Origin of the sequence: Nocardia sp. NPDC006982, assembly GCF_042869435.1 — a bacterium.
In the GTDB taxonomy this organism is placed as follows: Bacteria; Actinomycetota; Actinomycetes; order Mycobacteriales; family Mycobacteriaceae; genus Nocardia.
On record NZ_JBIAFV010000001.1, the window covers coordinates 275,184 to 302,048 of the forward strand.

Annotated in this window: 29 protein-coding genes and 2 pseudogenes; 12 read left to right on the top strand and 19 right to left on the bottom strand. The window is 66.2% G+C overall.

Going from position 1 to position 26,865, the window contains the following annotated elements; all coding sequences use genetic code 11:
* The first annotated feature begins 9 nt into the window (after nucleotides 1-9).
* Genes ACFYOW_RS01440 through ACFYOW_RS01455 form a run of 4 tightly spaced genes read left to right on the top strand, consistent with a single transcriptional unit; the run spans nucleotide 10 to nucleotide 3,793 of the window.
* Nucleotides 10-2,460, top strand: a complete 2,451-nt coding sequence (locus tag ACFYOW_RS01440; protein ID WP_387283407.1) for a nitrate- and nitrite sensing domain-containing protein — start codon at nucleotides 10-12, stop codon at nucleotides 2,458-2,460.
* On the top strand, nucleotides 2,438-2,833 hold the full coding sequence (locus ACFYOW_RS01445) for a roadblock/LC7 domain-containing protein (RefSeq protein WP_387283410.1): 396 nt from the start codon (nucleotides 2,438-2,440) through the stop codon (nucleotides 2,831-2,833). Before ACFYOW_RS01440 ends, ACFYOW_RS01445 begins: the two co-directional genes overlap by 23 nt.
* Nucleotides 2,830-3,204, top strand: a complete 375-nt coding sequence (locus ACFYOW_RS01450) for a DUF742 domain-containing protein (RefSeq protein ID WP_387283413.1) — start codon at nucleotides 2,830-2,832, stop codon at nucleotides 3,202-3,204. Before ACFYOW_RS01445 ends, ACFYOW_RS01450 begins: the two co-directional genes overlap by 4 nt.
* The gene (locus tag ACFYOW_RS01455) at nucleotides 3,185-3,793 is read left to right on the top strand and encodes an ATP/GTP-binding protein (protein ID WP_387283415.1); all 609 of its coding nucleotides are present in this window, start codon (nucleotides 3,185-3,187) and stop codon (nucleotides 3,791-3,793) included. The genes ACFYOW_RS01450 and ACFYOW_RS01455 overlap by 20 nt, the downstream gene beginning before the upstream one ends.
* Before the next feature lie 100 nt (nucleotides 3,794-3,893).
* On the opposite strand, the gene ACFYOW_RS01460 is transcribed toward ACFYOW_RS01455, so the two are convergent.
* The 9 genes and pseudogenes from ACFYOW_RS01460 to ACFYOW_RS01500 all read right to left on the bottom strand — a co-directional run.
* Nucleotides 3,894-4,100 (bottom strand): hypothetical protein, encoded by a 207-nt coding sequence (locus tag ACFYOW_RS01460; protein WP_387283418.1) that lies wholly within the window; start codon nucleotides 4,098-4,100, stop codon nucleotides 3,894-3,896.
* Between the two features lie 104 nt (nucleotides 4,101-4,204).
* Entirely contained in the window at nucleotides 4,205-4,702 is a 498-nt protein-coding gene (locus ACFYOW_RS01465) for a hypothetical protein (protein ID WP_387283420.1), read from the bottom strand.
* Nucleotides 4,703-4,741: 39 nt separating this feature from the next.
* Nucleotides 4,742-5,143: an NUDIX domain-containing protein gene (locus ACFYOW_RS01470; protein ID WP_387283423.1), complete on the bottom strand. Its 402-nt coding sequence runs from the start codon at nucleotides 5,141-5,143 to the stop codon at nucleotides 4,742-4,744.
* Nucleotides 5,144-5,183: 40 nt separating this feature from the next.
* On the bottom strand, nucleotides 5,184-5,675 hold the full coding sequence (locus ACFYOW_RS01475; protein WP_387283425.1) for a winged helix-turn-helix transcriptional regulator: 492 nt from the start codon (nucleotides 5,673-5,675) through the stop codon (nucleotides 5,184-5,186).
* A gap of 131 nt (nucleotides 5,676-5,806) precedes the next feature.
* Nucleotides 5,807-6,037, bottom strand: coding sequence for a GNAT family N-acetyltransferase (locus tag ACFYOW_RS01480; protein ID WP_387283428.1), 231 nt, complete (start codon nucleotides 6,035-6,037; stop codon nucleotides 5,807-5,809).
* Between the two features lie 165 nt (nucleotides 6,038-6,202).
* Nucleotides 6,203-7,315, bottom strand: coding sequence for a winged helix DNA-binding domain-containing protein (locus ACFYOW_RS01485; protein WP_387283431.1), 1,113 nt, complete (start codon nucleotides 7,313-7,315; stop codon nucleotides 6,203-6,205).
* 69 nt (nucleotides 7,316-7,384) lie between these two features.
* Nucleotides 7,385-8,332, bottom strand: coding sequence for a M56 family metallopeptidase (locus ACFYOW_RS01490; protein ID WP_387283434.1), 948 nt, complete (start codon nucleotides 8,330-8,332; stop codon nucleotides 7,385-7,387).
* A complete protein-coding gene (locus ACFYOW_RS01495; RefSeq protein WP_040690485.1) occupies nucleotides 8,329-8,709 on the bottom strand; it encodes a BlaI/MecI/CopY family transcriptional regulator in 381 nt (126 codons plus the stop codon). Before ACFYOW_RS01495 ends, ACFYOW_RS01490 begins: the two co-directional genes overlap by 4 nt.
* Before the next feature lie 74 nt (nucleotides 8,710-8,783).
* A pseudogene (locus tag ACFYOW_RS01500) lies at nucleotides 8,784-8,882 on the bottom strand (BBE domain-containing protein); the annotation flags it as partial.
* 222 nt (nucleotides 8,883-9,104) lie between these two features.
* On the opposite strand from ACFYOW_RS01500, the gene ACFYOW_RS01505 reads away from it, so the two are divergent.
* On the top strand, nucleotides 9,105-10,322 hold the full coding sequence (locus ACFYOW_RS01505; protein WP_387283435.1) for a metallophosphoesterase: 1,218 nt from the start codon (nucleotides 9,105-9,107) through the stop codon (nucleotides 10,320-10,322).
* Nucleotides 10,323-10,363: 41 nt separating this feature from the next.
* Here the strand turns inward: ACFYOW_RS01505 and katG are convergent, their stop codons facing one another.
* The 5 genes and pseudogenes from katG to ACFYOW_RS01530 all read right to left on the bottom strand — a co-directional run bounded on the left by katG (nucleotide 10,364) and on the right by ACFYOW_RS01530 (nucleotide 15,029).
* Complete coding sequence (gene katG / locus ACFYOW_RS01510) at nucleotides 10,364-12,595, bottom strand: catalase/peroxidase HPI (protein ID WP_387283437.1); 2,232 nt, start codon at nucleotides 12,593-12,595, stop codon at nucleotides 10,364-10,366.
* A gap of 46 nt (nucleotides 12,596-12,641) precedes the next feature.
* Nucleotides 12,642-13,046, bottom strand: a complete 405-nt coding sequence (locus ACFYOW_RS01515) for a Fur family transcriptional regulator (RefSeq protein ID WP_387285956.1) — start codon at nucleotides 13,044-13,046, stop codon at nucleotides 12,642-12,644.
* Between the two features lie 105 nt (nucleotides 13,047-13,151).
* Nucleotides 13,152-13,734 (bottom strand): annotated as a pseudogene (locus ACFYOW_RS01520) (MerR family transcriptional regulator); the annotation flags it as partial.
* An 84-nt stretch (nucleotides 13,735-13,818) separates the two neighbouring features.
* Nucleotides 13,819-14,376, bottom strand: a complete 558-nt coding sequence (locus tag ACFYOW_RS01525) for an ester cyclase (RefSeq protein WP_387283438.1) — start codon at nucleotides 14,374-14,376, stop codon at nucleotides 13,819-13,821.
* On the bottom strand, nucleotides 14,373-15,029 hold the full coding sequence (locus ACFYOW_RS01530; RefSeq protein ID WP_387283440.1) for an SDR family oxidoreductase: 657 nt from the start codon (nucleotides 15,027-15,029) through the stop codon (nucleotides 14,373-14,375). The genes ACFYOW_RS01525 and ACFYOW_RS01530 overlap by 4 nt, the downstream gene beginning before the upstream one ends.
* Before the next feature lie 79 nt (nucleotides 15,030-15,108).
* Between ACFYOW_RS01530 and ACFYOW_RS01535 the strand changes: the two genes are divergently transcribed.
* Nucleotides 15,109-16,011, top strand: a complete 903-nt coding sequence (locus ACFYOW_RS01535; protein ID WP_387283442.1) for a LysR family transcriptional regulator — start codon at nucleotides 15,109-15,111, stop codon at nucleotides 16,009-16,011.
* A gap of 175 nt (nucleotides 16,012-16,186) precedes the next feature.
* On the opposite strand, the gene ACFYOW_RS01540 is transcribed toward ACFYOW_RS01535, so the two are convergent.
* Complete coding sequence (locus tag ACFYOW_RS01540) at nucleotides 16,187-17,170, bottom strand: ArsR/SmtB family transcription factor (protein WP_387283445.1); 984 nt, start codon at nucleotides 17,168-17,170, stop codon at nucleotides 16,187-16,189.
* A gap of 59 nt (nucleotides 17,171-17,229) precedes the next feature.
* Between ACFYOW_RS01540 and ACFYOW_RS01545 the strand changes: the two genes are divergently transcribed.
* A complete protein-coding gene (locus ACFYOW_RS01545; RefSeq protein WP_387283448.1) occupies nucleotides 17,230-18,462 on the top strand; it encodes an MFS transporter in 1,233 nt (410 codons plus the stop codon).
* A 525-nt stretch (nucleotides 18,463-18,987) separates the two neighbouring features.
* Nucleotides 18,988-19,356, top strand: coding sequence for a hypothetical protein (locus ACFYOW_RS01550; protein WP_387283450.1), 369 nt, complete (start codon nucleotides 18,988-18,990; stop codon nucleotides 19,354-19,356).
* 19 nt (nucleotides 19,357-19,375) lie between these two features.
* Here ACFYOW_RS01550 and ACFYOW_RS01555 read toward each other — a convergent pair whose 3' ends face one another.
* Together ACFYOW_RS01555 and ACFYOW_RS01560 are read right to left on the bottom strand one after the other, a co-directional pair.
* Nucleotides 19,376-20,335: a glycoside hydrolase family 5 protein gene (locus tag ACFYOW_RS01555; RefSeq protein ID WP_387283453.1), complete on the bottom strand. Its 960-nt coding sequence runs from the start codon at nucleotides 20,333-20,335 to the stop codon at nucleotides 19,376-19,378.
* Nucleotides 20,325-20,906 carry a PadR family transcriptional regulator gene (locus ACFYOW_RS01560; RefSeq protein WP_387283456.1) on the bottom strand — a complete coding sequence of 194 codons (582 nt, stop codon included), beginning with the start codon at nucleotides 20,904-20,906 and terminating at the stop codon, nucleotides 20,325-20,327. The genes ACFYOW_RS01555 and ACFYOW_RS01560 overlap by 11 nt, the downstream gene beginning before the upstream one ends.
* A gap of 109 nt (nucleotides 20,907-21,015) precedes the next feature.
* Here ACFYOW_RS01560 and ACFYOW_RS01565 point away from each other — a divergent pair, with 109 nt between their 5' ends.
* On the top strand, nucleotides 21,016-21,324 hold the full coding sequence (locus ACFYOW_RS01565; protein WP_387283459.1) for a hypothetical protein: 309 nt from the start codon (nucleotides 21,016-21,018) through the stop codon (nucleotides 21,322-21,324).
* A gap of 194 nt (nucleotides 21,325-21,518) precedes the next feature.
* Here the strand turns inward: ACFYOW_RS01565 and ACFYOW_RS01570 are convergent, their stop codons facing one another.
* A complete protein-coding gene (locus ACFYOW_RS01570; RefSeq protein ID WP_387285958.1) occupies nucleotides 21,519-22,814 on the bottom strand; it encodes a carotenoid oxygenase family protein in 1,296 nt (431 codons plus the stop codon).
* Nucleotides 22,815-22,910: 96 nt separating this feature from the next.
* Nucleotides 22,911-23,741 carry an alpha/beta fold hydrolase gene (locus tag ACFYOW_RS01575; RefSeq protein WP_387283462.1) on the bottom strand — a complete coding sequence of 277 codons (831 nt, stop codon included), beginning with the start codon at nucleotides 23,739-23,741 and terminating at the stop codon, nucleotides 22,911-22,913.
* Between the two features lie 63 nt (nucleotides 23,742-23,804).
* Here ACFYOW_RS01575 and ACFYOW_RS01580 point away from each other — a divergent pair, with 63 nt between their 5' ends.
* The 3 genes from ACFYOW_RS01580 (at nucleotide 23,805) to ACFYOW_RS01590 (ending at nucleotide 26,813) form a co-directional block, all read left to right on the top strand.
* Nucleotides 23,805-24,347, top strand: coding sequence for a helix-turn-helix domain-containing protein (locus tag ACFYOW_RS01580; protein ID WP_387283465.1), 543 nt, complete (start codon nucleotides 23,805-23,807; stop codon nucleotides 24,345-24,347).
* A gap of 763 nt (nucleotides 24,348-25,110) precedes the next feature.
* Nucleotides 25,111-25,872: an SDR family NAD(P)-dependent oxidoreductase gene (locus ACFYOW_RS01585; protein ID WP_387283467.1), complete on the top strand. Its 762-nt coding sequence runs from the start codon at nucleotides 25,111-25,113 to the stop codon at nucleotides 25,870-25,872.
* Between the two features lie 14 nt (nucleotides 25,873-25,886).
* Nucleotides 25,887-26,813 (top strand): AraC family transcriptional regulator N-terminal domain-containing protein, encoded by a 927-nt coding sequence (locus ACFYOW_RS01590; RefSeq protein WP_387283470.1) that lies wholly within the window; start codon nucleotides 25,887-25,889, stop codon nucleotides 26,811-26,813.
* Nucleotides 26,814-26,865: the final 52 nt, after the last annotated feature.

A 26,865-nucleotide genomic window follows, 5' to 3' on the forward strand; every position in this document is an offset into this window, starting at 1 on the left:
GTTATGGCGATGTTCAGAGCGAGGCTCGGGGTCCGAACGCGGATTCTGGCGATCGCGCTCGTGCCGAGCCTGACTCTGCTCGTGGTCGGCGTGGGCGCGGCGGGATATCTGGTTGCCGAGGGAAATAAAGCGAAGGACTGGGCGTCGCAGAATCAGCAGGCGATACCCTCGACCCGCGAATTGCTGGAGGCGGTCCAGGGCGAACGTCAGCTTACGGTGGCCGCGCTGACCGGCGACGATACGGCCACCCCCGCGCTCGGTGTGGCCCGGATGCGCCTCGACGGCGCGCTGAAGGGCCTGATCGATGCCTCCGCCGGACTACGGGCGGTGGATGATTCGAAGATCGGTGACAACGCCGCGAACTTCATGACACTGTCGACGTCGATGAGCCAGGTCCGCACGCTCACCGATGCCGGGACGCTCCCGGTCGCCGACGCCTACAACTTCTACAACCGACTGCTCGACATCATCACCTTCGGCACCGAACTCGCCGAACAGTCGGCGCCGGATGCCGAGATCGGTGTGCATATCGCCGACGGTATGCGGATCTTTCTGGTGGCCGAAGCGATGTCGCGCAGCACCGCACTCGCGGGCATGATCGTCAATGCGAACGGGCCGACCCCCATTCCGGTGGAGGAGTTCCTGCGCCAGATCGGCTTCTATCACGCCGAGGCCGCCAATCTGGCCGGCGAACTGGATCCGAAGCAGCAGGAGAGCCTGCACACGCTGATGGCGAGCCAGGCCTGGCAGCAGATCAGCGCCATGGAAAACGCGCTGGCCCAACGCACTACGACGACGAGCACCACCTCCAGCTCGTCGAGTTCATCCAGCTCGTCGAGCAGCACCAAACAGGCGACGCCGCCCGCCCTGCCGTTGAGCACCCAGGAGTGGCACAGCGCGGCCGCCGAGGTGAACCGCGGGCTGATCGATGTGTGGATCGCCCAGAACAAATACTCACAGAAGTTGGCGGAGGACAAGGCCGCCGATGCCACCGCGCGATCCGCGTGGGCCGGTGGCGGCGTCGTCGTGGTCAGCCTGCTGGCGTTCTTGATCGCGATCGTGCTGGCCAACCGAGTCATCAACCGGCTCAAGCGGCTTCGCGGTGAGACCCTCGCCTTGGCCGACGAGCGGCTGCCCGAGCTGATGCGCCGGCTCGGCGAGGGTGAGCTCATCGATCCGGAGACCGAATCCGCGGAACTGAATTACGGTGACGATGAGATCGGCCAGGTGGCCAAGGCATTCCAGCACGCGCACGCGGCGGCCGTGGCGGGCGCGGTGACCGAGGCCCGTACCCGTGAGGGTGTGAAGGCGGTCTTCTTGAATATCGCGCACCGCAGCCAGATCGTGGTGCACCGGCAGCTGGAAATTCTCGACAAGGCCGAGGACCGCCAGGAGGATCCAGCCCTGCTGGACACCCTGTTCCGGCTCGATCACCTCGCCACCCGCGAACGTCGCAATGCCGAGAATCTGATCATTCTCGGTGGTGGTCAGCCGGGTCGGCAGTGGCGCAACCCGGTGCCGCTGATCGATCTGGTGCGCAGCGCGGTCGGCGAAACCCTGGACTATGCCAGGGTGCGCGTATCGCGACTGCCCGAAACCCACGTGCTCGGCACCGTCGTGGCCGACCTTATCCACCTGATCGCCGAGTTGGTGGACAATGCGACCTCGTTCTCGCCGCCGCAGTCGCGGGTGGAGGTGAGCGGCAATGTGGTCGGCAAGGGCGTGGTCGTCGAGATCAGCGATCAGGGCATGGGCATGACCGAGTCCGAGATCGCCCGGGTCAACGAGATGTTGCGCAATCCACCGGATTTCGGTGTCGCGGCATTGTCCTCGGACTCCCGGCTCGGACTGTTCGTGGTCGCGCAACTGGCCGCGCGGCACGGGGTTTCGATTCGGCTCTCGGAGTCCGATTACGGTGGCATCCGCGCTATCGTGCTCATCCCGTCGGCCCTGCTGGCCAATGAAGCACCCGCTCTGACAACGGATTCCGAACCGCTGGAGTCGGCGCGCAGGCGACGGCATCCGGTCCCCTTCGTCGATTCCTCCCCCTACGGTGGCGCGGAAGCCGAGTCCGCCGTGCTCACCGCGCCGCCGGTGGCACCACCTGCCATCGAGGCACCGGCGCCGCGCCCCTCGTTCGAGGCGCCGCAGCCGACCGCCGCGGATACCAGGCCCGCGCTGCCGCGCCGGAACCGGCAGGCCAGCATCGCACCGCAATTGGCGCAGCCGACCCAGGCCGAGCCCGAAGCGGAGCAGCCGCCGGAGCGGGAGCGCTCCGCGGAGCAGGCCCGAGACCTCATGTCCGCCATCGAAAACGGGACCAGGCAGGGCCGCCGCGCCGTTCCCGATGCCGTAGTGCCCGAGGTGGCGGCCGCCGAGCAATTCGGCACCTATCAGGGACCGAGCGGTAAACACTCCGATGAACAGGAAGGCAACGGTGACTTCTTCCAGCCCCGGTGATCTCAACTGGCTCCTCGACGACCTCGTCGACCGACTGGCCGGCGTACGCTACGCGGTGGTCCTGTCCACCGACGGCCTGCTCCTCGGTCGCTCCACCACCATGACCCGCGAAGACGCCGAACACTTCGCCGCCATGTCCTCCACCCTCTACGGCCTCGCCCGCAGCGCAGGCAGCCGCTTCGACGGCGGCGCAGTCCGCCAAGCCGTCATCGAACTCGACCGCGCAGTCCTGTTCGTCACCTCCGCCGGCGACAACGCCTGCCTAGCACTGCAAGCCGCCGAATCCGCCAATCTCGGCATGGTCGCCTACGAAATGAACGTCACTGTCCAACGCGTCGGCACCTACCTATCCACCCCAGCGCGCTTGCCATGACACACAGCGGTGGGCAATGGTACGACGACGAGGCCGGACCCCTGGTCCGGCCATATGCGGTCACCCGCGGGCGGGTGATGGGAGCAGGCCATGACCTGGACATGCTCACCGTGGTCGTCATGGCCGATCCGCCGCCCACCCTGCGGCGGACAGATCCGGAATACGCGGATATCGTAAGACTCTGCCGCGCACCGCAGTCGGTCGCCGAGGTGGCGGCGTATCTGAAACTCCCCTTGGCGGTGACCAAGATTCTCGTCGGCGATCTGATCGGCGAGGGCCACTTGATCTTCCGGGCGCCGGTGCAGCCGGACGCGGGTCCCGGCGATCTCAACATATTGCGAGCGGTACTGGATGGCATCCGAAAGCTTTGATCCGACCCGGTCGGCTGCGACTCCGCAGCTGGCGGCTTCGGTCAAAATTCTCATCGCCGGTGGATTCGGCGTCGGCAAAACGACCATGGTGTCCTCGATCAGCGAGGTCGCACCACTACGCACCGAAGAACTGATCACCGAGGTCAGCACCGGGGTCGACGACCTATCCGGCGTCGAACAGAAAACCACAACCACAGTGGCGCTGGATTTCGGCCGTATCACCATCGACCGCGACCTCGTGCTCTACCTATTCGGCACACCCGGCCAAGACCGATTCTGGTTCCTGTGGGACGAACTCTCACGCGGCGCACTCGGCGCAGTCGTCATCGCCGACACCCGACGACTCGGCAACTCCTTCGCCGCCGTCGACTTCTTCGAACGACGCGGACTCGCATTCCTCGTCGCGGTCAACTGCTTCGAAGGCGCACCCCTCTACACCGTCGACGAAGTGCGCGACGCACTCGACCTCGACGACCACATCCCCGTCATGCTCTGCGACGCCCGCGACCGCACCTCCTGCAAAGACGTACTACTCAACCTGGTGCAACACCTCATCGAACGGGCCGGGCGGGCTCCGGTCGTCACGTGATCGCGGCTACCGGTATTCCAGCCGGGGGCTGATGTGGTGGCCGGTGATGGCGTCGACCTTCCAGTCGTCGAGGCAGCCGACGAGTCGGCGTTCGGTGTGTTCACCGAGCGCCGGTTCGAGTGGTGACGAGCAAAGTGCCCGCACGCTCCACCGGCCCCGCCGCGATCCGGACATGATTCACGGTGCTCGCGCATTCCTGCCACAGGGTCAGCGCCGGATCCTCATCGGGATCGACCTCGCGGGTCACGGCGTCGAAACGGACTGCGGCACGGGTGTTCTCGGCATCGCGGTCGGTATGGAACTTCATGCTCGAAGCCAACGCCATGACTCGGCGACCGCGGTCACAGTGAGCACGGTTGAATGGACCCAGTTCGGTACCGATGCGGGCTACTTTGAAAAGTTGTGCCGCATTCAGGCTTGATGCAACCACGCGACGAAGAGCAGCGCGCCACCGATGGCCAGCAGCAGCGATGCCGGAATCGGCCACCAGGGACCGTGTCGACCGAGCAGCCGGCGGGTCAGGCGCACCTGCACTGCACCGAGTCCGGCCAGCGCCAGACCCCATACAGGCAGTAGCCCGATCCCGAGCAGTGCGTGTACCGCCCAGGCCCCGGCCAGCGTCGGACCGCCCCACGAGTGCTCGAGATCGTTGTCCGCGACGAGCGGATAGAAGATTCCGCGCACCACCGCGATTGCCGCCAGGAAGGCGAGAAACCAGGTCAGCAGGCCGACCACGCCGGCCAGCACCGAATGCGCGACCGCACGCACCGCCAGGGAATCTCGCGGCGCGATGAAAATGCCCAGCAACCGGCGCGGGACCCGAAACCGGCTCGCTATGGGGCCGAGACCGATCACCGGCGCAACCAACGCATATGCGGCCCAACGCAACAGTGAGCGAACCGTGGTCATGCCATCGACCGTATCCCGCGCCGCGGATGCGTGGGCACCTCAGGTCAATCGGCCCGCATCGATGAGGTCGTCGAACAGCAGTTGATCGACCGGCGGTACCAGCGCGCGATCCGCATAGGAGAACCAGGCGACCTCTTCGATCTCACTGCTTGCCGCGAGGGTGCCGCGGTAGTCGGCGGTGTAGCAGCTCATCCGGACGACCACATCGCTGGCCGGTCCGTGCAGTGCGGCCTCGTAGGTGCCGACGTGGGCGACGGTTTCCGGAAGCAGCACGACGGTGAGTTCCTCTTCGATCTCGCGCAGCAGCGTCTGCAGATCAGACTCCGCGCCTTCGCGTTTGCCGCCCGGAATGTAGAAGATGTCCTTGCCTTTCGGACGCGCGCACAGGATGCGGCCGTCTTCGATGCGTACCCACGCGACCGTGTCGATCAGCTTCCGCACTCGCCCATCCACCACCGCCGCAGCCTAATGGACGTATCGATCAGTGGGCGTGCTGGAGGTCGGCGGGCAGGATGGAGCGCCCGCCCGCCGCTCCGGGGCCGTCGACGGGGCGCAGGTCCCGCCCGCGTACCCGCTCGCCGCATTCGGCGCAGACCGGTTCGATCACCGTGGTCTTACCGCAGGATTCGTGCACGGCCTGCACGGGTGGCCCGTCGGGTGCGGCCCACTCGTCACCCCATTGCCGCATGGCATCGACGACCAGCCATAGTGAGCGGCCCTTGTGGGTCAGCCGGTAGTCGTAGCGGACCGGATTCTCCTGATAGGGCACCTTGACCATGATGTCGTGCGCGACAAGGTGTTCCAGGCGCTGGGTGAGCACGTTGCGGGCGATGCCGAGGCGCGCGCGGAAGTCGTCGAAGCGGGTCACGCCGAAGAGTGCGTCGCGCACGATCAGCAGCGTCCACCATTCGCCGACCACCTCCAGACACTGGGCGACCGAGCAGTTCATCTCATCGAAACTGGTCCTGCGCATGAGCCTCAGCCTAGTTGGTTGCTTCAAAGAACTCACTGAAATCCGACCGGCAGACGCACTGCCGCCCGGCTTCTTCTTCCCACCCTGACCTGACCATGCCGGTAGCGGAACGAGCCCGCCACAGTATGAGCTCAGGCTCTGTAGGTATATAGGCGGGCAGTCGCCAGGGTCTGCTGCTCGCCGAAGGCTTCGAAGGTGCTGATCGGCTGGAAACCAAGGCGGGCAACGAGTTTCAGAGAGCGCTGGTTGGCCGTCTGGGTGATGATCAGGACCGGCTGGTCCGGGAGCTCGGCGGCAGCTGCGTGTAGTGCGGCTGTCGCCGCTTCGAATGCCAGACCCGCGCCCCAGGAATCGCGGCGCAATCGGTCTGCAACTCCATGAAACCCTTACGGTCGCCGTCATGCGCCTTACGCAGCAGGAGACGATCCGCGCTGATTTCGGAGGTGGACAGTGTTGACAACGGGCTCATCCGGACATTCTGGCTGAATCCTCGCCTCCCCCATGGTGACCACGACCAGGTGTGGTCGCTACGCTACGTGGACGGTGAATCCGGTGTGGCCCATGGCTGCGGCGACGTGGTCTGCGGCGGCTTTGAGGTCGCGAGTCGGGGGGAATGTGCCGTCGAAGGTTGTGACCGACAGATCGTCGGCGGTGGTCTCCCAGGTGCCCGCGATACGGCCGTCGATGACCAGGATGGGAGAGATCCAGCCCGCTGCCCGACTCACCCGCGCGCGATGTTCGGTGCGGAGCAATTCGGTGTCGCCGGTGCCCGGTCCGAGGACGTATTGGTCGAAGGCGCCCAACAGGTGTACCGAGGTGCCGGTCGGTTTCGTGGCGGCCAGTTCGTCGGCGTGTTCGGTGAGTATGTAGGCGCGCCGGCCCGCGATATCGACCTCGGTGAGCGCGTCCCCGAGTTCGGAGAACCACCGGCGCACCGTCGTTTTCTTCAGACTGTTGCGGCTGAGCCAGGCATCGAAGGTTTCCGGGGTCGCCGGGCCGTACGCGCCGAGGTAGCCGGTAATAGCCAAGGGCGCGGCGGCATCGGGTTCGGGTAGGCCGCGCCAACCGTTGATCAGATGGGCCGGGCTGGTGAAGGTGACCCGATTACCTTGTGCCGGACCATGACACAGTGCCCCCTGCCAGGCCAGCGGCTTGAGCAGCGCACCCCAGCCGGAGCGCAATTCCTCGCCGAGCCGATGGAATGCGGGTTCGGCGACCAGCGCTTCGACCAGTTCGTCCCGGCTGAGCACCACGCCGTCGAGCACCTGCGCCACCGCATCGGCCAGCGCCGCGACCTCCGCCGGCGACGCCCCGAAGGTGCGCTGCCAAGCGGGCTTTTCCCAGGTCCGGGCGGAGCCGATCAAGGACAGGATTGCGGCCGCCATATCGGGGGCGAGCGCGTGCAATGTTCCGCGCATGGCCCAGGTCTTCATCAGCGTGCCCGCCGCCAATTCCGGTAGTAGCGCACCAGGATCGGGTTTACTGCGGCGCAGCGCCACCGCGAGATCCGCGGCCGCGGTCACTTGGGCCTGCACACCGCACAGCCGCTCGACGATCTGGGTGACCCCGACATCATCGGGTGACGCGACGAATTGCCTGCGCAGCCGCCAAGCGAAAACCTGATCCCAGGTGACGTGCACCTATGCCCCTCCTCTGTTCAGCCGACCGACCGGACCCAACCCCTTACCGGGCCCGGTGCAGTACCGGATTCATCCCAGCACTGTGCTGCAGAACAGTACTCCGACCGCGATCTCGAGAAGACCCACTACGGTCGCCGCCATCACGGCGAGCAATGCGGTCCGGTTCGTCGCGCGATGCACCGCGCCGACCGGTGCGACCAAGCGCTCGGCCCGATCCAGTACGGCGGTGGCCGCGGCGCTCAATGCGCCGGCCGGAAGCGGTTCGGTCGCGCCGACGATCGCGAGCAGGCCCCCGAGCAGCGGCTCCCGGCCGTGCGTGCGCGCCGCCGTATCGTCGGCGCACATCTCGAGTAGTCGGCCGATTTCGTGCACCCCGTCGGTCACCAGACGCATCCCGGGCAGCGTGATCGCGATGCCGCGCAGGAATCGGAGCAGTCCGGCATGCCGCTCGCTCAGATGTGCGTGCTCATGGGCGAGCACTGCGGCGAGCTGCTTCTCGGTCAGCGCGTCGACGGCCGCGCTGGTGACGACGATGGTGTCGGGCCGTCCGGCCACGCAATAGGCTTGGCGCTCCGGCGAATCCAGCACGACCGCACCGACGCCGGGCACGCGACGACCGACCATGCGAACGGCGCGTCCGTGTGCGATGGTTTTGCGTCGCATGTACAGCATCGCCTGTGCGGCGTGTGCCAGGACGCCGAGGAGCGCGACGGCGACCAGCGCCGCGCAGGTCAGGGTGCCCAATTGGACCAGCAGACCACTGTGCAGGCGCATTGGTGTCGCCAGCGCGTTATAGCAGTCGCGCAGCGTATCGGTGGGATACCAGTAGGTGGCGAATTCGACGATCAGCATGGCGGCCGCGATCGCCCACGCACCCAATGCGCCCGCGATCGCGACCAGCCAGGCGAGCACCCCGAGCCGGGGCGCGACGCCGCGCCGGGTCAGTCTGCGCAGCACGGTCGGGCCGAAGGTGGCCACCAAGCTGCCGTAGATCATCAGGCTGACGGCTACGTTCACGGCGCCTCTGGGGTTTTGCGCGAGGTCAGCCGACGCAGCGCGGCACGCAGTCCGGCCGACTCCTCCTCACTGATCCGATCGACGAAATGGCTGAGCACCAGATCCGAGCGCCCGCCGGAGCCGAGCGCCTCGAGCATGAGCCGCGCGCTGTGTTCCTCACGGGTCAGCGTCGGCCAATATCGATATGCCTTGCCCGCGCGTTCGCGCGCCAACCAGCCCTTGCGGTGCAGATTGTCCATGGTCGACATGACCGTGGTGTAGGCAATACCGCGCTCGGCGGCCAGTTCGTCGAAGATTTCGCGCACCGTTGTGGTCTCCGCGTCCCGATCCCAAATGCGGTCCATGATCACCGCCTCCAAATCCCCGAATCCACGCACGATGCCGTCTCCCTCATCAACTACTGGACATCTCTGACGTCTCAGGGTAGCTGGCTCGGCCGATTGCTACGTAGTCATACCGTAGATTCCCTCGATAGCGACACGCTCTGCTCAAAGCTGAACACCTTATGCGGGTCGTATCGGGCCTTCACCTGACGTAGCCGTTCGCAGTTGGCGCCGTAGTACTAAGCCGCTGTCTCGACAGAAACTGTCGGCTGACTCAGCGCGCGTCGGAGCTTCCGCCACCTCAAACACCTCACCTTCCATTGGGGGGCGCCAACTTCAGGCCATGCGGGTGCGCCAACTTCAGGGCGGCACCACTTGCGCAGCGGCATACAGCGAACGCCGCAATGCACTGCGCGCACCTTGGCCTCGACCGGGCATAGAGTGCTGCCGTGGACGTGGTGGTCGCGGTGGGAATCGTCGTCGGTGCGGTAATCGTCGTTGTGGGAGTGGTCGGCGTGCACTGGTATCTGTGGCGGCGGCTCGTGCGGGACACCACCGAGCCCGGATCGCTCGGACGCCGTGCGGGGTCGGGGGTGATCATTGCCGGGACAGCGCTGTTGATCGGCGCGTTTGCATCTGAATCGGCCGGGGTTCCGTTCCTGCTCACCCAGATCATCGCCTGGCCCGGCTATATGTGGGGCGCGCTGTTCCTGTATCTCGTGCTCTGGCTCTTGGTGGGTGAGCTGGTCCGGCCGCTATTCCGGCGCTGGATCGCGCGCTCGTCCGAGGAGGCGGTCGAGGTTCCGGAAATCGGGGACGCGTTGCAAGGCCGTCCCACGCCGGTTTCGCGGCGGCTCTTCGTTTCTCGTTCGGTGGGCGCTGCGACGACGCTGGCGGCAGTGTCCACAGTCGGATACGGCACCCACAGCGTGCTGGCCGGCCCGCGGGTAAAGCAGTTGACGGTGCCGCTGGCCAATCTGCCGCGCGCCGCGCACGGCTTCCGGATCACGGTGGTCAGCGATATTCATCTCGGTCCGATTCTGGGCCGCGGATTCGCCGAGCGAGTGGTCGAGACGATCAACGGCACACAACCGGATCTCGTTGCCGTGGTCGGCGATCTGGTCGACGGCAGCGTCGAGCACCTGCGCTCGGCGGTCGAGCCGCTATCGCGGTTGCATGCGCGTCACGGCGCCTATTTCGTCACCGGCAATCACGAGTACTTCTCCGGTGCCGAGCAGTGGATCGAGCATGTGCAGGAACTCGGACTGCGACTGCTGGCGAACAGCCGCACCGAGCTGCCGTATTTCGACCTCGCCGGTGTCAACGATATTCAGGGTGGACGCATCGGGCAGGGGCCGGATTTCGCCGCCGCGCTCGGCGACCGTGACCTCGCGCGTACCGCTGTACTGCTGGCGCATCAGCCGGTGCAGATCCACGATGCGGTCGAGTTCGGCGTCGACCTGCAACTGTCCGGCCACACCCACGGCGGTCAGCTTTGGCCCGGCAATTTCCTTGCGGCACTTGCCAATCCGACCGTCGCGGGCCTGGAACGCTACGGTGACACCCAGCTCTACGTGACCCGTGGCGCGGGCGCGTGGGGACCCCCGGTGCGCGTCGGCGCACCCTCCGATATCACCGTGATCGAGCTCGCGGCGAAACAGGCCTGACGCGCTACGTGGCCGCCCCACCATCGCCGAACGAGACGAGATCAGGCGAGGTCGAACCGGTCGTTGTCGACCACCTTGACCCACGCGGCGACAAAGTCGTTCACGAACCTCTCTGCTGCGTCCTGCTGCGCATAAACCTCGGCTATCGCGCGCAGCACCGAATGCGAACCGAAGATGAGGTCGTTGGCGGTGGCCGTCCACTTGGGCCGGCCGGAGGACCGGTCGAAACCTTCGTAGACGTTTTCCGCGGACTCGGACGCCTTCCATTCCGTGCGCATGTCGAGCATGTTGACGAAGAAGTCATTCGTCAACAGGCCCGGACGCTCGGTGAGCACACCGTGCTTGCTGCCGTTGTAATTGGCGCCCAGGGCGCGCAGGCCGCCGACCAGGACTGTCATCTCCGGAGCTGTCACGTCGAGCATGTACGCGCGGTCGAGCAGCAGACGCTCCAGCGGAGCCTTCTCGCCGGACCGCACGTAGTTGCGGAATCCGTCCGCCCGCGGTTCGAGCACCGCGAACGATTCCACGTCGGTGTTGTCCTGTGTGGTGTCGGTCCGGCCGGGGGTGAACGGCACCGTGATGTCGTGGCCGGCGTCCTTGGCCGCCTTCTCGACCGCCGCTGACCCGGCGAGGATGATCAGGTCGGCCAGCGAGACCTTCTTGCCGCCGGCGGCCGAACCGTTGAACTCCTGCTGGATCTGTTCGAGCACGGGAAGTACCTTCGCCAACTCGGCGGGTTCGTTGACCTCCCAATCCTTTTGGGGCGCGAGTCGAATCCGGGCGCCGTTGGCGCCGCCGCGCTTGTCAGTGCTGCGGTAGCTCGCCGCCGCCGCCCACGCGGTCTTGACCAGCTGCGTGACCGAGAGGCCGGAGTCGAGGACCTTGCGCCCTAGCGCCGCGATGTCCTGTTCATCGATCAGTTCGTGATCGACGGACGGAACCGGGTCCTGCCACAGCTGCGGCTCGGGAACCCATGGCCCGAGATAGCGGCTGAGCGGGCCCATATCACGGTGCAGCAGCTTGTACCACGCCTTGGCGAACGCCTCGGACAATTCCTCGGGGTGATCCAGCCAGCGGCGGGTGATCTCCCGATAGATCGGATCTTCCCGCAGAGACAGGTCCGTGGTCAGCATGGTCGGGGTTCGGGCAGGCCCGCCGAATGGATCCGGAATCGCGCCCTCCCCCGCATTGTCCTTGGGCTTCCACTGCCACGCCCCGGCCGGGCTCTTGGTCAGATCCCACTCGTAGCCGTACAGATTCTGTAGGAAGCCGTTGTCCCACTTGGTCGGGGTGGCGGTCCAGACGACCTCGAGACCGCTGGTTATGGCGTCCTTGCCCTTGCCGGTGCCGTAGGAACTCTTCCAGCCCAGGCCCTGCTGCTCGAGCGGGGCCGCTTCGGGTTCGGGACCGACCAGGTCGGCATCGCCGGCCCCGTGGGTCTTGCCGAAGGTGTGGCCGCCGACGATCAGTGCGGCGGTCTCCTCGTCGTTCATCGCCATCCGGCCGAATGTTTCTCGGATGTCCCGCGCGGCGGCCACCGGATCCGGGCGGCCGTTGGGCCCTTCCGGATTCACATAGATCAGACCCATCTGGACAGCGCCGAAAGGTTTCGCCAGATCTCGGTCACCGCTGTAGCGCTCATCGCCGAGCCAGGTGTCCTCCGGGCCCCAGTACACCTCTTCCGGCTCCCAGATATCAGGGCGGCCGAAACCGAAGCCGAAGGTCTGGAAACCCATCGATTCGAGAGCGACATTGCCGGCGAAAACCAACAGGTCGGCCCAGGAGATCTTGTTGCCGTACTTCTGTTTGACCGGCCACAGCAGCCGACGCGCCTTGTCCAGACTGGCGTTGTCCGGCCAGCTGTTCAGCGGCGCGAAGCGCTGTGCGCCCTGACCGCCGCCGCCGCGCCCGTCGGCTATCCGGTACGTGCCTGCCGCATGCCAGCTCATCCGGATGAACAGGCCACCGTAGTTGCCGTAGTCCGCAGGCCACCAGTCCTGCGAGTCGGTCAGGACCGCGGCGACATCGGCCTTCAGCGCGTCGACATCGAGCTTCTCGAACTCTTCGGCGTAATTGAAATCGTCGCCCAGCGGGTTGGACTTGGACGAATGTGCGTGCAGCATCGAGACATCGATCTGCTCGGGCCACCAGTCCTTGTTGGTGCGAGGGCGATGGTCGGTCTTCGGAGTCGGGGACGGGATGGCCGGGTTCTCGCTCTCGCTTGCGCTTCGAGTTCCGGTCTCAGGAGCGGGTGGGCGGCTGTCGGATGTCATGACATTCCTTCCTGAAATGGGTACGCGGGCTGCGGTCAGGATGTGATCAATGGGCGTGCGACGCGGCGCAATCGGGACACTGCCCCCAGTAGATGACCTCGGCCTCGTCGATCGAGAAGCCGCGGTCGTCGGTCGCGGTCAAGCACGGAGCCTCACCGAGCGCGCAGTCGACATCGGCAATCGATCCGCACGATCGGCATACGACGTGATGGTGATTGTCACCGACCCGTGTTTCGTACCGCGCGACCGAGCCGGACGGCTGAATGCATCGAAGCAGGCCGGCGGCGGTGAGCACGCGCAACGAGTCGTACACCGCCTGGTGCGACACCGCTGACAGGCGAGCTCTCACGGCGCGGATGATCGAATCCGTGTCGGCGTGCGGATGGTCGTGCACCGCACTCAAAATCGCAATACGCGGAGCGGTCACGCGAAGCGAAACTCCCCGCAGCATCTGCTGGAATTCCGTGTCCGTGGGCACGCCCAGGAGTCTCGTCCGTTTTCTGGAACGAGTCAAGCATCCTACCGATGCTCCGAGTTTCGGTGGGCAGGTAGTAGGTCACCGCTGCGACGCCTGATCGAGCATGGCGAGGTAGGTATCGAGCTGGGCCGCGCCGGTGAGAAGATTGCGACTGCGCGCGAGCAGCCGGTCCTGCCAGGAGTCGAGGAAGGCGCTCAACGCGTCCGCCCCGCCCGCCGCGCTCAGCGATTCGATGAACTGCGCGATCCGATACAGCCTCGGCGCAGCTGTCGGGCAATCTCGACGTCGCGCACGTAGGCCGGTCCGTACTGGCGGTAACCCGTTGCCCGGTCGCGTTCCAGGCTCAGGATGCCCTCGGTCTCCCAGGTACGCAGCGTGGCCGGGTGCACGCCGAGTCGGCGTGCGAGTTCGCCCACGGTCAGCGGTCGACCGTAAACCGGGGCCGGTGCCGTGGTGGACAGGGTGCCCAGAGCCGCTGCGACTTCGGTGCGGGTGTCGCGTTCGGTGAGCAGCGCGACGTGTGCGGCGTCGATGAGCCGTGGGCGGACTCGGTGTCGCCGCGGTTGGTCGCGCGCATGATTTCCATTGCCTGCTGATGTCCATGGCCACCGCGCAATGCGAGGAAGGCGTGCAGCGCCTGTGCGTGCAGGGGCGTGTACCGCAGCCATGCAGGCGAACAGCCCATAATGCCGATATGCGGGCGCGGGGCGAGCCAGTTGTGCTCGCCCCGCGATGGTGTGAGGTGTTATGGCGCCTGGCCGATCTGGTGCAGGAAGGTGAGGTTGTCTTCGATGTGCCAGTCTTCGCTGATCAGTCCGTGGTCCCTTCCGACGTGCTGTAGATCGATCGCGTTGAATTCGACCGGTTGACCGGTGCCATGAATGGCGTTGTAGATGCCAGTGAAGTGGCCTCGGAAGATCAGCCGTGCGGTGAGGGTGTCTCCGGTGACGTACAGATCCGCCAGCTCGCAGGTTAGGTCGGGAACCGCTGCACGGAAGTTCTTGGACGCCGCCGCGGGGCCGGTCGGACCCTGTGGTCGACCCGGCGGCAGTGTGTTGTCGCGGAACGACGGAGTGATCGCCCGGTCGAGGTAGTCGACGTTGCCGGTGTTCCAAAATGTGTACAGCAGTTGCGCCACATGGACTTCCTGAGCGGCCTGTGCCGCGCTGAGCCCGCCGTCGATGTGTACGGTCTGCGGGATGATCAGGTCGTCGGAGCGGTCGACGGGGTCGACCGGCGGCTGGGCCTGCGTCGAGCAGGCCGCGAGAATCACCGCGGCACAAGCGAAAAGCGCGACTTTCATGCCAGCCTCCCGCCGCCGTCGACGTGCAGGGTGGTGCCGGTGAGGAACGGGTTGGTCAGCGCCACGAGCGCCGCAGCGGAGATGTCGGCCGGGGCGCCCACCCGGCGGGCCGGGTTGCGCTCGGCGACGGTGCGGAAGAACGCGTCCTTGCCGGGGCCGTCCCAGGCGCCGGAATCGATGATGCCGGGCGAGATCGCGTTGACCCGCAGTGGAGCCAGTTCGACCGCAAGGGCTTCGGCCAAGGTCGCGGCGGCCGCATTGGTGGCGGCCATCACCGCGCGCCCTGGCACCGGTCGCCAAGCGGCGACACCGGAGAACAGCAGGATCGCACCGCCCGCTCGGAACCGGGGTGCGAAGTGTTTGGCGAGCAGGATCGGTCCGATCACCTTGGCATCGAAGGCGCGATACACGAGTTCGCGGTCCAGGTCGGTGACCGGGCCATTGGCGTGGTCGGCGGCCAGCGACACCAGGTAGTCGAGTTGACCGACACGGTCGGCCAGGGCGCGGATCGTCGCCTCGTCGGTCAGATCCACTTCCGGTCGACCGACCGAAATCACTTGTGCGCCTTGGGCTGTTGCATCTTCCGCAATGCGGCGGCCGATGCCCGACCCGGCGCCGATGATGACCATTGTCTTGTCTTGCAGTGTTGTCATGCCCGGTTCAGCGTCTCGTCAGCGATGGATCATCCCTTCGAGAACTGAATATTTTCGATCTATTCCATAGAATTTACGAATGCCAACCTTGCGCGCTCTGGAATGTCTGATCGCCGTCCTGGATGCCGGGTCGATCACCGGTGCCGCAGCGGTGCTGCACATGTCGCAGCCGGCGCTGTCGCATCAGCTCTCGGCGCTCGAACGCGAGATCGGCGCGCCGGTGGTGGAACGGCTGCCGCGCGGGGTGCGTGCCACCGTCGTCGGCCGCGCCGTCGAAGCCGACGCCCGCGCGGCCTTGACCGCGGCCGCACGGGCGGTCGGCGGTGGACGAGCCGCAGCCCGTGGCGATGGCGGACAATTGCGGCTGGCCTGCGCGGAAAGCCTGACCGCGAGCCTGCTCGCGCCGGTGCTGCGCACCTGGCTGCGACACAAGCCCGCCTTGGAGGTGGTACTTACCGAGGCCGCCAGCGCCGACGAGCTCGCCCGTCAGGTCGAATCCGGTCAGGCTGACCTCGCTCTCGGTCCGAAACCCAGTCGCTGGACGGGCATGTCCGAGCTCATCGGCACCGAGGAAATCGTGGCAGTCCTGCCCGCCGGCCACCCTTTGGCCGAGCGCGACCTACTCGGCTTCGACGACCTTCGCCACCAACCACTGGTGCATTACCACCGCGACAACGGCCTCGGCGGCTGGCTCGACGCCGAAGCCGCCCAACACGGCGTGGCCCTCACCGCCGTCATGCGAACCCGTCAGGCAACCACCGCGGCCCAGCTCGCAGCCGCTGGACTCGGCATTGCACTGGTCCCCACCACCGCCCTCACCAGCGGCCTGTCCGGCGCGCTGAAACACCTGCACCCCATCCTGTCTCGCGATCTGGTCTGCCTCATCGGCACCCCTGGCGACGCTCTCGTCCTGCGCTTCGTCTCCGACATCATCAAGCGCGGCATACCCCGAAATCCCTCGGCCGGAGCAAAACTCGCCTAGCCCCGAACATGGCAACATCACGCGCCCGGCAACACGCTGTCATGGCCGCATGTCAGGTGTTCGGCCGCGCCGACTGCCGCATACGCCCACGGTCGGCCAGAAGGACTCAGCCCCAGCAAGTTGCAGGCGTTGAACAGCGCCGGTCGAATCTTTCTGCTCCTGGGGCTGCTTACATTTACACCGTCGAGGAGAGTGTGGTGACCAGCCGCCGACCACGGTCGGTGAGGCGATACACCACATTTTTTCCCGCCCGTGTGCCCGCGACGATGTCGGCGTCGCGGAGCACCGACAGGTGGGCACCGACCGTGCCCAGCGAGACATCCAGGACGGCGGCGAGCTGGCTGCTCGTGGCCGGCTGAACCAGCTCGCGCACCACCCGAGCTCGACCCGAGCCGAGAAGCGTTGCCAGTATGTCCGATTCGGCCGATTCGAGAGCGGCCGCTGCGCCACGCGCCGGATATACCAGCGCGTATCGGGGTGGCTGCTCGCAGGTCCACCACCCACCGTTGGTGGTGCGTGGCACGAAAATCAGTCCCTCGTCGGCGATCTCGCGATCGGGCAAGGAACGGTCGCTGAACCGGATCGCGATATCGGCCGAGGACCATACCCGCCTCGACCGCAGCGAATCGATTGCATACTGCCAGCCATGGTCGGCGACCAGGCCCGTCCGGTAGGCAATGTCGCGTTCGAGAATCGCCCGGCGCCGCGGCCAATCCGGTGCCACGAAATGATCCCAGCCATACCGCAGCAAGTCGGCGACACGGGGAGCCAGGCCGTCCAGCGCCAGCCAGGCGGTGTCCTGCGACTCCCAGCTCTCACCGATCGACGCCATCACCGACGTACGCACCTGCGTATCGGAATATGCTGCAACAGTAGCTAATTCGTCGTCGATACGGGTGCGCGTCCCGGCGCCGGGCGGCTGGGCAACGAGGTCGGGGAACAGCTTCGTGGCGGCCAGCAGCGGCAGCAGCCCGGCAGCCACCGGATCCCGCGCAAGCCAGCCGTCGTAGTCCGCGCGGAATCGGCCGTGCCATGCCTCCTGCCCTGGATCGGTATGTCGGCGCTGCAGCGCGATCAGTGCCCCGATCGTCTCCGCGAGCGGTGAGAGGCCGAACCGGCAACGCGTCAGGGCGCCCGCGCTCAACTTGAGAAGAGTCATCGTTTCGTCTTTCTGCGAAACGTTGGTGTATTGGTTGGCCGTATCGGCACCATCGCGGCGTGCACGACACCTCCACGCGCCGCCTGACCCCGCTGTTCCACCGGTTTCTCCTGATTCGGCTGATCTCGCTGCTGGGCAGCGCCATGACACCGGTGGCGCTGGCGCTCGCGGTGCTCGCTGCGTCCGGCCAGCTCGGCGATCTGGGCTTCGTCCTGACCGCCCAGCTTGCCCCGCATCTGGCATTGCTGCTGGTGGGGGGTGTGCTTGCGGACCGATTCCCCCGTCGCATCGTACTCACCACCGCCAACCTCGGTGCCGGTCTGACCCAGGCGGCGGTGGCGGCGGTGCTGCTCACCGGGCACTACAGCCTGCCGGTCGTGGTCGGCTTGGAGCTGGTCAACGGTGCGCTCGAAGCGTTTGCCGCACCGGCGTTGCGCGGAATCGTGCCGGAACTGGTCTCCGCTGATGCCCTGCAGCGGGCGAACTCGCTGCTGAGCGGCACCAAGAATGCCACCAAAATCCTCGGACCGACCACGGCCGGGATCCTGGTCGCCTCGGTGGGCGGCGGCTGGGCCATCGCCATGGACGCACTGACCTTTCTGATCGCTGCCGGATTGCTGTCACGCCTGCCGATGAACACCCCGACACCCGCAGCCAAGGCAGGTGGCTTGCTGGCCGACATGCGGGACGGGTGGCACGCTTTTCGCAGCATCCGATGGGTGTGGACCACGACCCTGTCGTTCTGCTTGATCAACCTGTTCGCCACCGGCGTGTGGCAGATTGTCGGGCCCGCGCTGACCAAGCATCGTGAGGGCCCCGCTGCCTGGGGCCTGGTGCTCGGTGTGCGCGCTCTCGGCCTGGTCGCGATGAGCGCACTGATGTACCGATATGCGCCGCGGCATCTGCTGCGTGCCGGGCATCTGGTCGCCGCGTTCGGCGGAAGCGCGCTGCTGGCACTGGGCCTAGGCGCGGGACTACCGTGGCTGTTGATATGCGCCTTCGTGACCGGCATGGGATTCACCGCGGTGGGCACGGCCTGGGACGTTTCGGTGCAGAAGCATGTGCCCCGCCACCTGCTCTCCAGGGTCGCCTCCTACAGCGATCTATTCTCGTTCGCGGCGATTCCGCTCGGGCAGTTGCTCGCCGGACCCGCAGCCGGGCGATGGGGCGCAGAACACATCGCACTATGTAGCGGCGTCGGATTCGCCGTCGCGGCCCTCGCCCCGCTGGCGTCGTCCGCGGTCCGCGACCTCCGCAACGATACGTCTGTTGGGGCGATCCGCAGCCTGTGACGGTGAAATTCGACGTTGCTCGGCGAATGTGTCACCCGTTCGGGGTGAGGTCCCCAGCCTTGGCGGGCAGGCTCTGGACGGAGCAGAGTAATCGCATGGCCGGTGTTGTCGAGCCTGTCGACGGCACTGCGGTGTCGATCTTCATGGCGCGCTGGCTGTATCCGGAGAACCGGCGACGCACGATTGCGCTGCGCTGGCTCGACCGCCATTTCTACGGTTCTGCAACCGATCTGATAGCGATTGCGCTCGGGCGAACCGGTCGAGACCATATCCGCGCCGAAGCCGCCTTACCCATCTTGGCCGAGGCCGGATACCGTGATGCGCTCGCCATTGCGGCATCCGCCTATCATCCAAAGGCTCCCGCAGCGGTCACAGCCATTCTGGATGCCGACCCCTGCCTGCTGTTGCCGCAACGAATCCCCAAGCCGCGCCGTTGGATCGCACTCGATCGGCTGCCGAGACTACTGCTGCAACAGGCAAACAGTCCTGCCGTTACCGGCTGTCCTCGACTTGATCACGATGCTCATGATGTGCAAACCGGGCCGCGACTACGCCGGTGTGCAAATTGTCACGGATGCCGTGGACTCTGCCTCGGCAACAGCGTTCGCTCGAGCGTTGCTCGACAACTGGGCGGAGGCCGAGTATCCCATCGGCGATGGTTGGGTGCTGCACGCACAGACTGTTCTCGGTTGTGGACGCGACGCGCAGGAAACGCAACGATTCGTCGCTTTGAGCCGACAGTGGCAGCGATTCCGGGCCGCTCGCCGAGCTCGCCAAGCGGTCGAGTCGGCGGCCGAGGTTGTCAGGTCTGCTCGGGCCCCGGCGGATCCCGGTTCGCACTGGTACAACCCCTATCGCGATCTGCTGGATCTTTCCGAACTCGATGGTGAGTGATTTTCGCAAGACCGATGGGTCAGCGCGGCGGGCCGATCAGTGCGCGCAGCAGCGGCTCGTTCCACTCTCCCGAATCCTGGTCGAACATTGCGAAAGCGGGGCCGAACGACCAAGCGCCCCAGGAGAATCCGTGTTCCTCGGCGAGTCGGCGGTTGTAGCTGGTCCAGTTCACCCGCGAGCGGAGGTCGGCATGGTGGGTGGTGCCGAACTCGCCGACGAACACCGGGCGCTTTGCCGCGGCGGCCCAGGCAGCGACGGCGCCGAAACCCGCGGCCAGTTCCTGACGCTGCTGATCGGTGCCGTCCCAGGTGGTGCCCAACCAGGACATCGGATCGCCGAAGGGGGTGTCTGCGCCGAGCCACTGCTCGCCCTGCATGGTGAAAGTGATCGGCCAGTACTGATGCACGGTGACGATGAGATTCCGGTCGTGCTCGGGCAGTACCAGGTCGGGCAGGGTGCGCAGGTTGTTGTACGCCGCAGGGCCGACCACGGTGGCGCGGGTCGCGTCCACCTCACGCGACACGGTGAGTATCCGGTTCAGGTAGTCGTTCCACAGCGGATCGAGCGCACCCCTGGGCTCGGCAAACGGTTCCAGCACAACGGAATCGGGCCGATCCGCGAAGCGCATGGTCACCTGCCGGGTGATGTGCAGTAGGCGATCCAGGTGGCGTGAGGGTTCGTCGATCAACTCCGGATCGAGGAAGTTGGTGAACACGACGGCCAGTCCCCGCTCGGCTGCCAGGTCCGCTAGTTCCGCCACCGCGGCAAGCATCATCGGGTCGATTTCGTAATCCGGTGCGGGCCCGGTATGCGCGGACCAGCACAGTCCGATCCGGACGGCGCTGAAGCCCGCCGCTTCGATCAGGTCGAGTTCCCGCTCGCCGAGCGCCACGGTCCAACCCTTTTCGATATCGGCGCCGAAGTCCGCCCCGATATTGATGGTGCGGGCGAGGCGGCGGTTGATGTCGTCAATCGACATGGGAATGTCCCTTCGGCCAGGTGAGGCGGTGGTGTCGGAGGTCGTCGGCGAAGCCGCGCAGCCAGTCGCGTTCGGCACAGCGCAGGGCTTGGCCATAGAACTGATCGGTCAGAAAGATGGCGGGCACTTCGCCGAATTCGGCTATCGCCGAATCCAATTCGGCGATTCGGGTGTCGATTCGCTCCGCCCGCTCGGTCACCAGGTCGATGACCTCGGCGCGGGGCAGCGCGAACATGAACAGCAGCGCGGTGGTGAACGCGATGTGATCGTGCGCCGGGTCGCTCAGCATGTCGCGCAGCCATTCGGTCAGGCGGGTCAGGCCGGCGGGGGTGATCCGATAGACGGTCCGCTCCGGACGGTTGCCCGTGCGGGTGGTCTCGGCCTCTTCGATCAATCGTTCGGTCAGCAAGCGGGGCAGCGCGTCGTACATCGACGCGTTCTTCAGCCGCAGCACTTGATCGTGTCCGCGTTCCCGCATGACCGCACGCATGTCGTAGACGTGCCGCGGCTGTTCGGCGAGCAACCCGAGCACAGCGATGGCGACCGGGGTGCGCAGCGCGCGTGGTGACATCGGCATCCTTAGTCGAATTCGTCTAGTCGAAACCGACTATATTCGAGTAGCTGCGAGATGTCCACGGCAATAGAACCGCCGTGACACCAAGGGATTCCAGGAGGCACAAGTGGAAACGACCGTGGAGCTGACCCGATTCAAGATGGCGCCGGAGCAGGTGAGCGCCATGCTGACGGCACGGCCGGCGATGGTGGCCGACTTCGAATCCGACCGCGGCGGCTTCCTCGGCGCCCGACTCATCCGGCTGCCGAACGACGAGTGGCTCGATGTCGTCGAACGGCGCTCAGCCGAGGACTTCGCGGCATCCCACGCCAAGGGGGCAAGCCTCCCCGGAATCGCGGCATTCTTCGCGACGCTCGGGGGTCTCGTCAGCGACGAGACCGGAACCCTGGCTCAGGTGAGAGGCGCAGCCCGCTGACCATATCCATTCACGGGATGAGGTAGTCGATTTCGACATCACCGAAGTCGCGCGGCCTACTGCACCGCGGGATATCCTGAGCCGCAGCGCATCTCACTTCCGTGGGCAATTGGGTTGTTGCCCTGCGGCTCGCGACGGCGGCAGTACGAACATTTACTCGAGCCGAGTTGAGCGAGCCCGGTATTGCCTGCCAACTACTCCTGGGTGATCCAGTTACCGTGGAATCCGATCGGCACCCGCCGGGGCAGGCGCACGGCGGCTACCGGCCCGGCTTCGAGGGCTGTGGCGTCGAGGATCCGCAGCTGCGAGGACACGTTCGGGTCGTCGTGGATCACGAGGGACATCAGCCAGCCCTCGTCCTCGCTGCGCGCGTCGGCCGCAGGGACGAATGCCGCTTCGCCCGCGTTCCAGCCCGAACCGAGCTGGTGCACAGTGGATTTGCCGGTGTCGACGTCGTATTTGACGATGGTTTCCCGGTCGACCGCGTAGAGGTACCGGTTCGGGTGGCCGACGTGGCGGGCGTGGATGGTCGGGAACTCCACCGACCGATCGTCGAGCGGCTGTTCGGCGACCCGGCCGCTCACAGGGTCGAGTGTCCAGCGGTAGAGCTGCTGACCGCGGCCGGTACTCGGCGAGGGGGTTTCTCCCGAGAGCGCGAACCACGTGGAAGTCCACGCCGTCGCGTCGTACCGGACCGCATCCAGGATGATGCGGCCCGAGCCGTCTTCACAGGCGTTGCCGACGTGGAAGACGTAGCAGGGTTCCACCTCGAACCAGCGCACCGGGCCGCCGTTCTTACTCATCACACCGAGGCGCGCGCCATAGTCGTCGCTCCATCCGAATGGCAGGCCCTTTCCCGAGAACTGAAGGGTGACAGGGAGATCCAGCCAGATCACGTGGTTCTCGGTGATCGCGAAGTCGTGCATCATGGTCAGCCCTGGCACATCGATCGGGGTGCTGAACACCAACTCGCCCGCGGCGGAAAGCCGGTGGTAGGTGACGAAGGGTGGCCGCATGTCGCAGCCGAAGAAGTGCAATTCCCCGGTGATCGGGTCTTGCTTGGGATGCGCGGTCATGGCGGTGGTCAATCCGCCGGCGAAGTCGCACGCGCCGACGGTATCCAACTCTGGCGTGACTTCGATCGGAAAGCTGCCTTCCACCAGCGCGAACAGTCGTCCGCCATGGCGAATGATCGACGTGTTGGCCGTGCTGTAGGCCCGATTGATGCCGCCGTCCTCGCGCAGCGGCGAACCCCCGTCGAACTTCACCGTGCGCACCCACCGGTTGCGGTACCACTGCGCACGTCCGTTGCGCAGCCGCACCCCGTGCAGCATGCCGTCGCCGACGAACAAGTGCGGGCTTATCTCGCCCGGCAACGGATTCGGCCCGTTGCGGACGTACCGTCCATCCAGTTCGGCGGGCAGCGCACCGGTCACTTCCAATTCGATCGCATCGATCTCGTCATCAACCGGTGCGTATGGACCGGTCATGTAGCTCGGGAGGGGTGTTTCACTGTCGGCCTCGGGTGAATGTTGTCGCGGGTCCTCGGCTTTGCCGGATTGCTTCATTACTGTTCCTGCGATGCTCTAAGGGTTGACCAGTCGGCGGACCGCGGCGGCGACTTGTTCGGGTTGTTCGGCGGGGATGATGTGCCCGGATACGGCGTCCTCGTAGTCCGCGCCGACCTGTTCGGCGTATCGGCGCTGGTATTCGCGCATGAGGTCGAGATTGCGGGCCTGGTAGCGGGCGGCGTGGATCGCGGAGATGACGATGACGCCGGATTTCGGCGGTTGCGGTGGGCGGCGGCGGAATTCGTCGATCGCCGCCGCGACGGCGGTTATTTCATGCCGGGTGGTGGCGAGCCCGGCGGGGGTGAAGTCCTCGGCCAGCATGGTCGCGTAGCTGTCGGCGGGGAACTTGCGCCCGTAGGAGCTGGTCAGTATCCGCATGACCGGCGGGACGTGGCTCAGTGCCTGCTGTACGGCGAGGATGCGGTCGGTCTTCTTGACGGTCGGCGCCCAATTGTCGTAGTTCGGAGCGGCTTCCGGTGTCGGGTCGATGAGGACGAGCCCGACCGGTGACAGCGTTTCCGCGGCGCGGCGCACGATCAGCCCACCCATGCTGTGCCCTACCAGGATCACGCGCCCCGATGTGAGCGCCTGGACCAACGCGACCAGGGTGGCCGCCATGTCGTCGATTGTCTGCGGCTCGGCGGGGCGGCCGCTGCGTCCGCGCCCGGCCCGGTCGTAGGCGACGGTATGCGCGATTTCCCCCAGCAACGGTACGACCCGATCCCAGAGGGTCCGGCTGGCGCCTCCACCGGATTCGAACACCACCCAAGTGTCCCCGGTGCCGGACTCTTCGACGTAGATCTCGGTGCCGTTCAGCATCATTCGACGCCCAGCAACATTCCGCATCGCGGTCATCCTCCCAACTAGTACCAACTTTGGGAACGGTACCAGATATGGGATAGTTGCGATATGGATCCGACCGAGTTGCTGCTCCACCCGGTGCGATTGCGCATCATCCACGCACTGTCCGGCGGCCGGTTGCGCACGGCCGGCGAGTTGTGCGACCGCATGCCCGATGTGCCCCGGACCAGCGTCTACCGGCAACTCGGCCTGCTCACCGACGGCGGAATGCTCGAGGTCGGTGACGAGCGGCGTGTGCGCGGCGCGGTGGAACGCTCCTACCGATTGCGGCCCGACCGCCCGACCGTCTCCCCCGAGGCGAGCAGCGCGATGACCCCCGACGATCACCGACAAGGGTTCGCGGCGGCCATGGCCGTCCTGATCGCCGAGTTCAACGCCTACCTCGATCGAGCCGACGCCGACCCCGTCGCCGACGCGGTCGGCTACCGCCAAGCCACGCTCTGGCTCAACCCCGAGGAACTCGACACCATGCGCACCGGCTTCCGCGACCTCGTCGCGCCCCTCGCGGCGAATCAGCCCGGGCCAGGCCGCAGACCGTACCTGATCAGCCCGATCCTTTTCCCAGGCGAGAAACCAGAATCGCCGAGTTGACAGCACGACCGCACGTTCGCCGCACCCGGGACGCCGACAGCTTCAGGAGTCCCGGTCCCAGCCTCGGACAGGCCACGGCATCCGCGCCTCGGGCGGCGACGGTCACTGCCAGACAGTGTTTCGTGGCGTAGTCGATCACCGCGCAGATCCGCCAGATCCCGCCATTGACCTTTTTCTCCAAACCCAACCGCCGCTGCTCCGGCGACCCCTGCGCTCCAGCCGGACCACTGGCACCTCATCGAGAGCGTCGGTCCCCGCCTCCAGGAACGCTTGCTTCCATTTACCCGACCGACGCCGTACTCACCCCGCGCCGACGCGCGGCCTCCGCAGCGCTCATCTCACCGCCGAGCACCGACAGCGCTACTCGCACCTTGTCCTCGACCGGGATTGTCTTGCGTCAAGGAACTGGCAGGTTCTCGATGGCCAGAAGGTTATCGCCACGGTCGTGAGGTCACATGAGAGTGCTCGGTGATGCCGACGGTAGTGCGGATCCATTTGCTTCAGCGGGTAGTCGAGGTGCGCTCGCCTCATCGCACGGTTGCCCACCGCTGGTCACCGGGCCGAAGTATCGAGACCACCGCACCGAGTCTGCCGTTGGCGACCGCGAGGAGGACCTGTGGGCCAGGGCATCTGAAACGGGCGAGGATTGTGCAAGAGGGAGCGAGTATCGTTCTAACGAATTCGCAGGTCAGCTTGTTTGAATGGTTCGTCTCTGTGCGTCGCGTCCCGCACCACCGTGGACGTTCGTCGAAAGGCTTGAACCATGACTCCTCGTCTCGAAGGAACCGTCGCCCTGATCACCGGGGCCTCCAGCGGCATCGGCCGCGCCGCCGCATCGGAGCTCGCCCGCGAGGGCGCATCCGTGGCCTTGGTCGGCCGACGCAAGGATCGACTCACCGATCTCGCCGCGGAAATCACCGACGCCGGCGGGCGTGCCCTGGTCGTGCCCGCCGACATCACCGACGCTCGAGCCGCCGCGGAAGCGGTGGAGCAGACCGTCGAGGGCCTGGGCCGTCTGGACACCCTGGTCAACAATGCCGGTCTGATGCTGCTCGGGCCCGCCCCCGGCGCGGACCTGAACGACTGGCGTCGCATGATCGACATCAATCTCATGGGCCTGATGTACTGCGCTCACGCCGCCACCCCGCATCTGGTCCAGGCGGCCACCCAGGGACCACGCCAGGTTGCCGACATCGTCAACATCGGCTCGCTGGCCGGGCGTGGCGCATTCGCCATGTCCGCGGTGTACTGCGCCACGAAGTTCGGCGTCGGCGCCTTCAGCGAGGCGCTGCGCCAGGAACTGGCTAGTCAACATGTTCGGGTTTCCGTCATCGAGCCCGGCAGCGTCGATACCGAACTGCGGGACCATAATTCGGCGGCCGTCCAGCAGCAGCTCGCCGCCGCCTTCGGCGACATCGAGCGGCTGCAAGCCTGTGACATCGCCGATTCCGTGAGCTACATCGTCACCCGCCCGCGGCACGTGGCCATCGCTGAACTACTCGTCCGCCCCACTGAGCAGATCTGAACGCCGGTCCGTTGATGATCATCTCGGCGAACCGGCCTGCGGCCTCACTGCTCGAGGAGCTCTGCGTGCTGCTGGCCCGCCACGCCCGAGCCGACGCGACAACCGCGATCGCGGATCTGCTGATCGGTCGGGAGGAGACGGACATGGCGCCACCGCCGTCCATGGCCGGTACTCGCATGACGCTGATCGCCCAGGGCGCAAAACGTCTCGCGTACGGCGAGCAGATATACGACTACCGTGCCGGGCAATGCCTCGTGGCATCCGTCGCCGTACCCCTCAAGTGCCACTTCATCGAAGCCACCCCCGAACGTCCGGTACTAGGTCTGTGCTTGCGCCTGCAGCCCTCAGAGGTCGCCGAAATGATGGTGCAAGCCCCTCGCGGCACCTTCCCCGAAGACGATGACATCGCCCCGCCCGCAGTCGTTTTCGCCGACGCTTCCACCGAACTCCTCGACGCCACAGTGCGGTTGGTGCGAATGCTCGACCAGCCACGCGACCGGGACGTGCTGGTCCCCCTCATCAAACGAGAGATACTGTGGCGCTTGATAACCGGCGAGCACGGCCCGACGGTCCGCCGGATCGGCCTCACCGACCCCCGATTCTCCCCGATCGCCGAAGCAGTGCAGTGGATTCGGCAAAACTATCGTCAGCCGTTTCGGGTCGAGGATCTGGCGGAGCGCACCGGTATGAGCCCCTCGGCCTTCTACCGAAACTTTCAGGCCGTCACCCGAACCACGCCTATCCAGTACCAGAAGAAGATCAGACTCCAAGAAGCGCGCCTGCTGCTGGCCGCAAATCCCACCGACGTGGCCCACATCGGATACCTCGTGGGATACGACAGCCCCTCCCAGTTCAGCCGCGAATACCGCCGCCTCTTCGGCACGCCACCCAGCCAAGACGCAATCCGGTTCGCGACACGCACCGACGACGAAACAGATTGATCGTCCCGCAAGATCATCCACACCCCGCGGGGCAGCACGACCAGGAGCGAGA

What these genes read in the sequence shown, in the direction of transcription:
- ACFYOW_RS01440 (WP_387283407.1), top strand. Translation starts at nt 10, where the DNA reads ATGTTCAGAGCGAGGCTCGGGGTCCGAACGCGGATTCTGGCGATCGCG.
- ACFYOW_RS01450 (WP_387283413.1), top strand. Translation starts at nt 2,830, where the DNA reads ATGACACACAGCGGTGGGCAATGGTACGACGACGAGGCCGGACCCCTG.
- ACFYOW_RS01455 (WP_387283415.1), top strand. Translation starts at nt 3,185, where the DNA reads ATGGCATCCGAAAGCTTTGATCCGACCCGGTCGGCTGCGACTCCGCAG.
- ACFYOW_RS01460 (WP_387283418.1), bottom strand. Translation starts at nt 4,100, where the DNA reads ATGAAGTTCCATACCGACCGCGATGCCGAGAACACCCGTGCCGCAGTC.
- ACFYOW_RS01465 (WP_387283420.1), bottom strand. Translation starts at nt 4,702, where the DNA reads ATGACCACGGTTCGCTCACTGTTGCGTTGGGCCGCATATGCGTTGGTT.
- ACFYOW_RS01475 (WP_387283425.1), bottom strand. Translation starts at nt 5,675, where the DNA reads ATGCGCAGGACCAGTTTCGATGAGATGAACTGCTCGGTCGCCCAGTGT.
- katG (WP_387283437.1), bottom strand. Translation starts at nt 12,595, where the DNA reads ATGACATCCGACAGCCGCCCACCCGCTCCTGAGACCGGAACTCGAAGC.
- ACFYOW_RS01515 (WP_387285956.1), bottom strand. Translation starts at nt 13,046, where the DNA reads ATGCTGCGGGGAGTTTCGCTTCGCGTGACCGCTCCGCGTATTGCGATT.
- ACFYOW_RS01525 (WP_387283438.1), bottom strand. Translation starts at nt 14,376, where the DNA reads ATGAAAGTCGCGCTTTTCGCTTGTGCCGCGGTGATTCTCGCGGCCTGC.
- ACFYOW_RS01530 (WP_387283440.1), bottom strand. Translation starts at nt 15,029, where the DNA reads ATGACAACACTGCAAGACAAGACAATGGTCATCATCGGCGCCGGGTCG.
- ACFYOW_RS01535 (WP_387283442.1), top strand. Translation starts at nt 15,109, where the DNA reads ATGCCAACCTTGCGCGCTCTGGAATGTCTGATCGCCGTCCTGGATGCC.
- ACFYOW_RS01540 (WP_387283445.1), bottom strand. Translation starts at nt 17,170, where the DNA reads ATGACTCTTCTCAAGTTGAGCGCGGGCGCCCTGACGCGTTGCCGGTTC.
- ACFYOW_RS01550 (WP_387283450.1), top strand. Translation starts at nt 18,988, where the DNA reads ATGATGTGCAAACCGGGCCGCGACTACGCCGGTGTGCAAATTGTCACG.
- ACFYOW_RS01555 (WP_387283453.1), bottom strand. Translation starts at nt 20,335, where the DNA reads ATGTCGATTGACGACATCAACCGCCGCCTCGCCCGCACCATCAATATC.
- ACFYOW_RS01560 (WP_387283456.1), bottom strand. Translation starts at nt 20,906, where the DNA reads ATGTCACCACGCGCGCTGCGCACCCCGGTCGCCATCGCTGTGCTCGGG.
- ACFYOW_RS01570 (WP_387285958.1), bottom strand. Translation starts at nt 22,814, where the DNA reads ATGACCGGTCCATACGCACCGGTTGATGACGAGATCGATGCGATCGAA.
- ACFYOW_RS01575 (WP_387283462.1), bottom strand. Translation starts at nt 23,741, where the DNA reads ATGCGGAATGTTGCTGGGCGTCGAATGATGCTGAACGGCACCGAGATC.
- ACFYOW_RS01580 (WP_387283465.1), top strand. Translation starts at nt 23,805, where the DNA reads ATGGATCCGACCGAGTTGCTGCTCCACCCGGTGCGATTGCGCATCATC.
- ACFYOW_RS01585 (WP_387283467.1), top strand. Translation starts at nt 25,111, where the DNA reads ATGACTCCTCGTCTCGAAGGAACCGTCGCCCTGATCACCGGGGCCTCC.
- ACFYOW_RS01590 (WP_387283470.1), top strand. Translation starts at nt 25,887, where the DNA reads ATGATCATCTCGGCGAACCGGCCTGCGGCCTCACTGCTCGAGGAGCTC.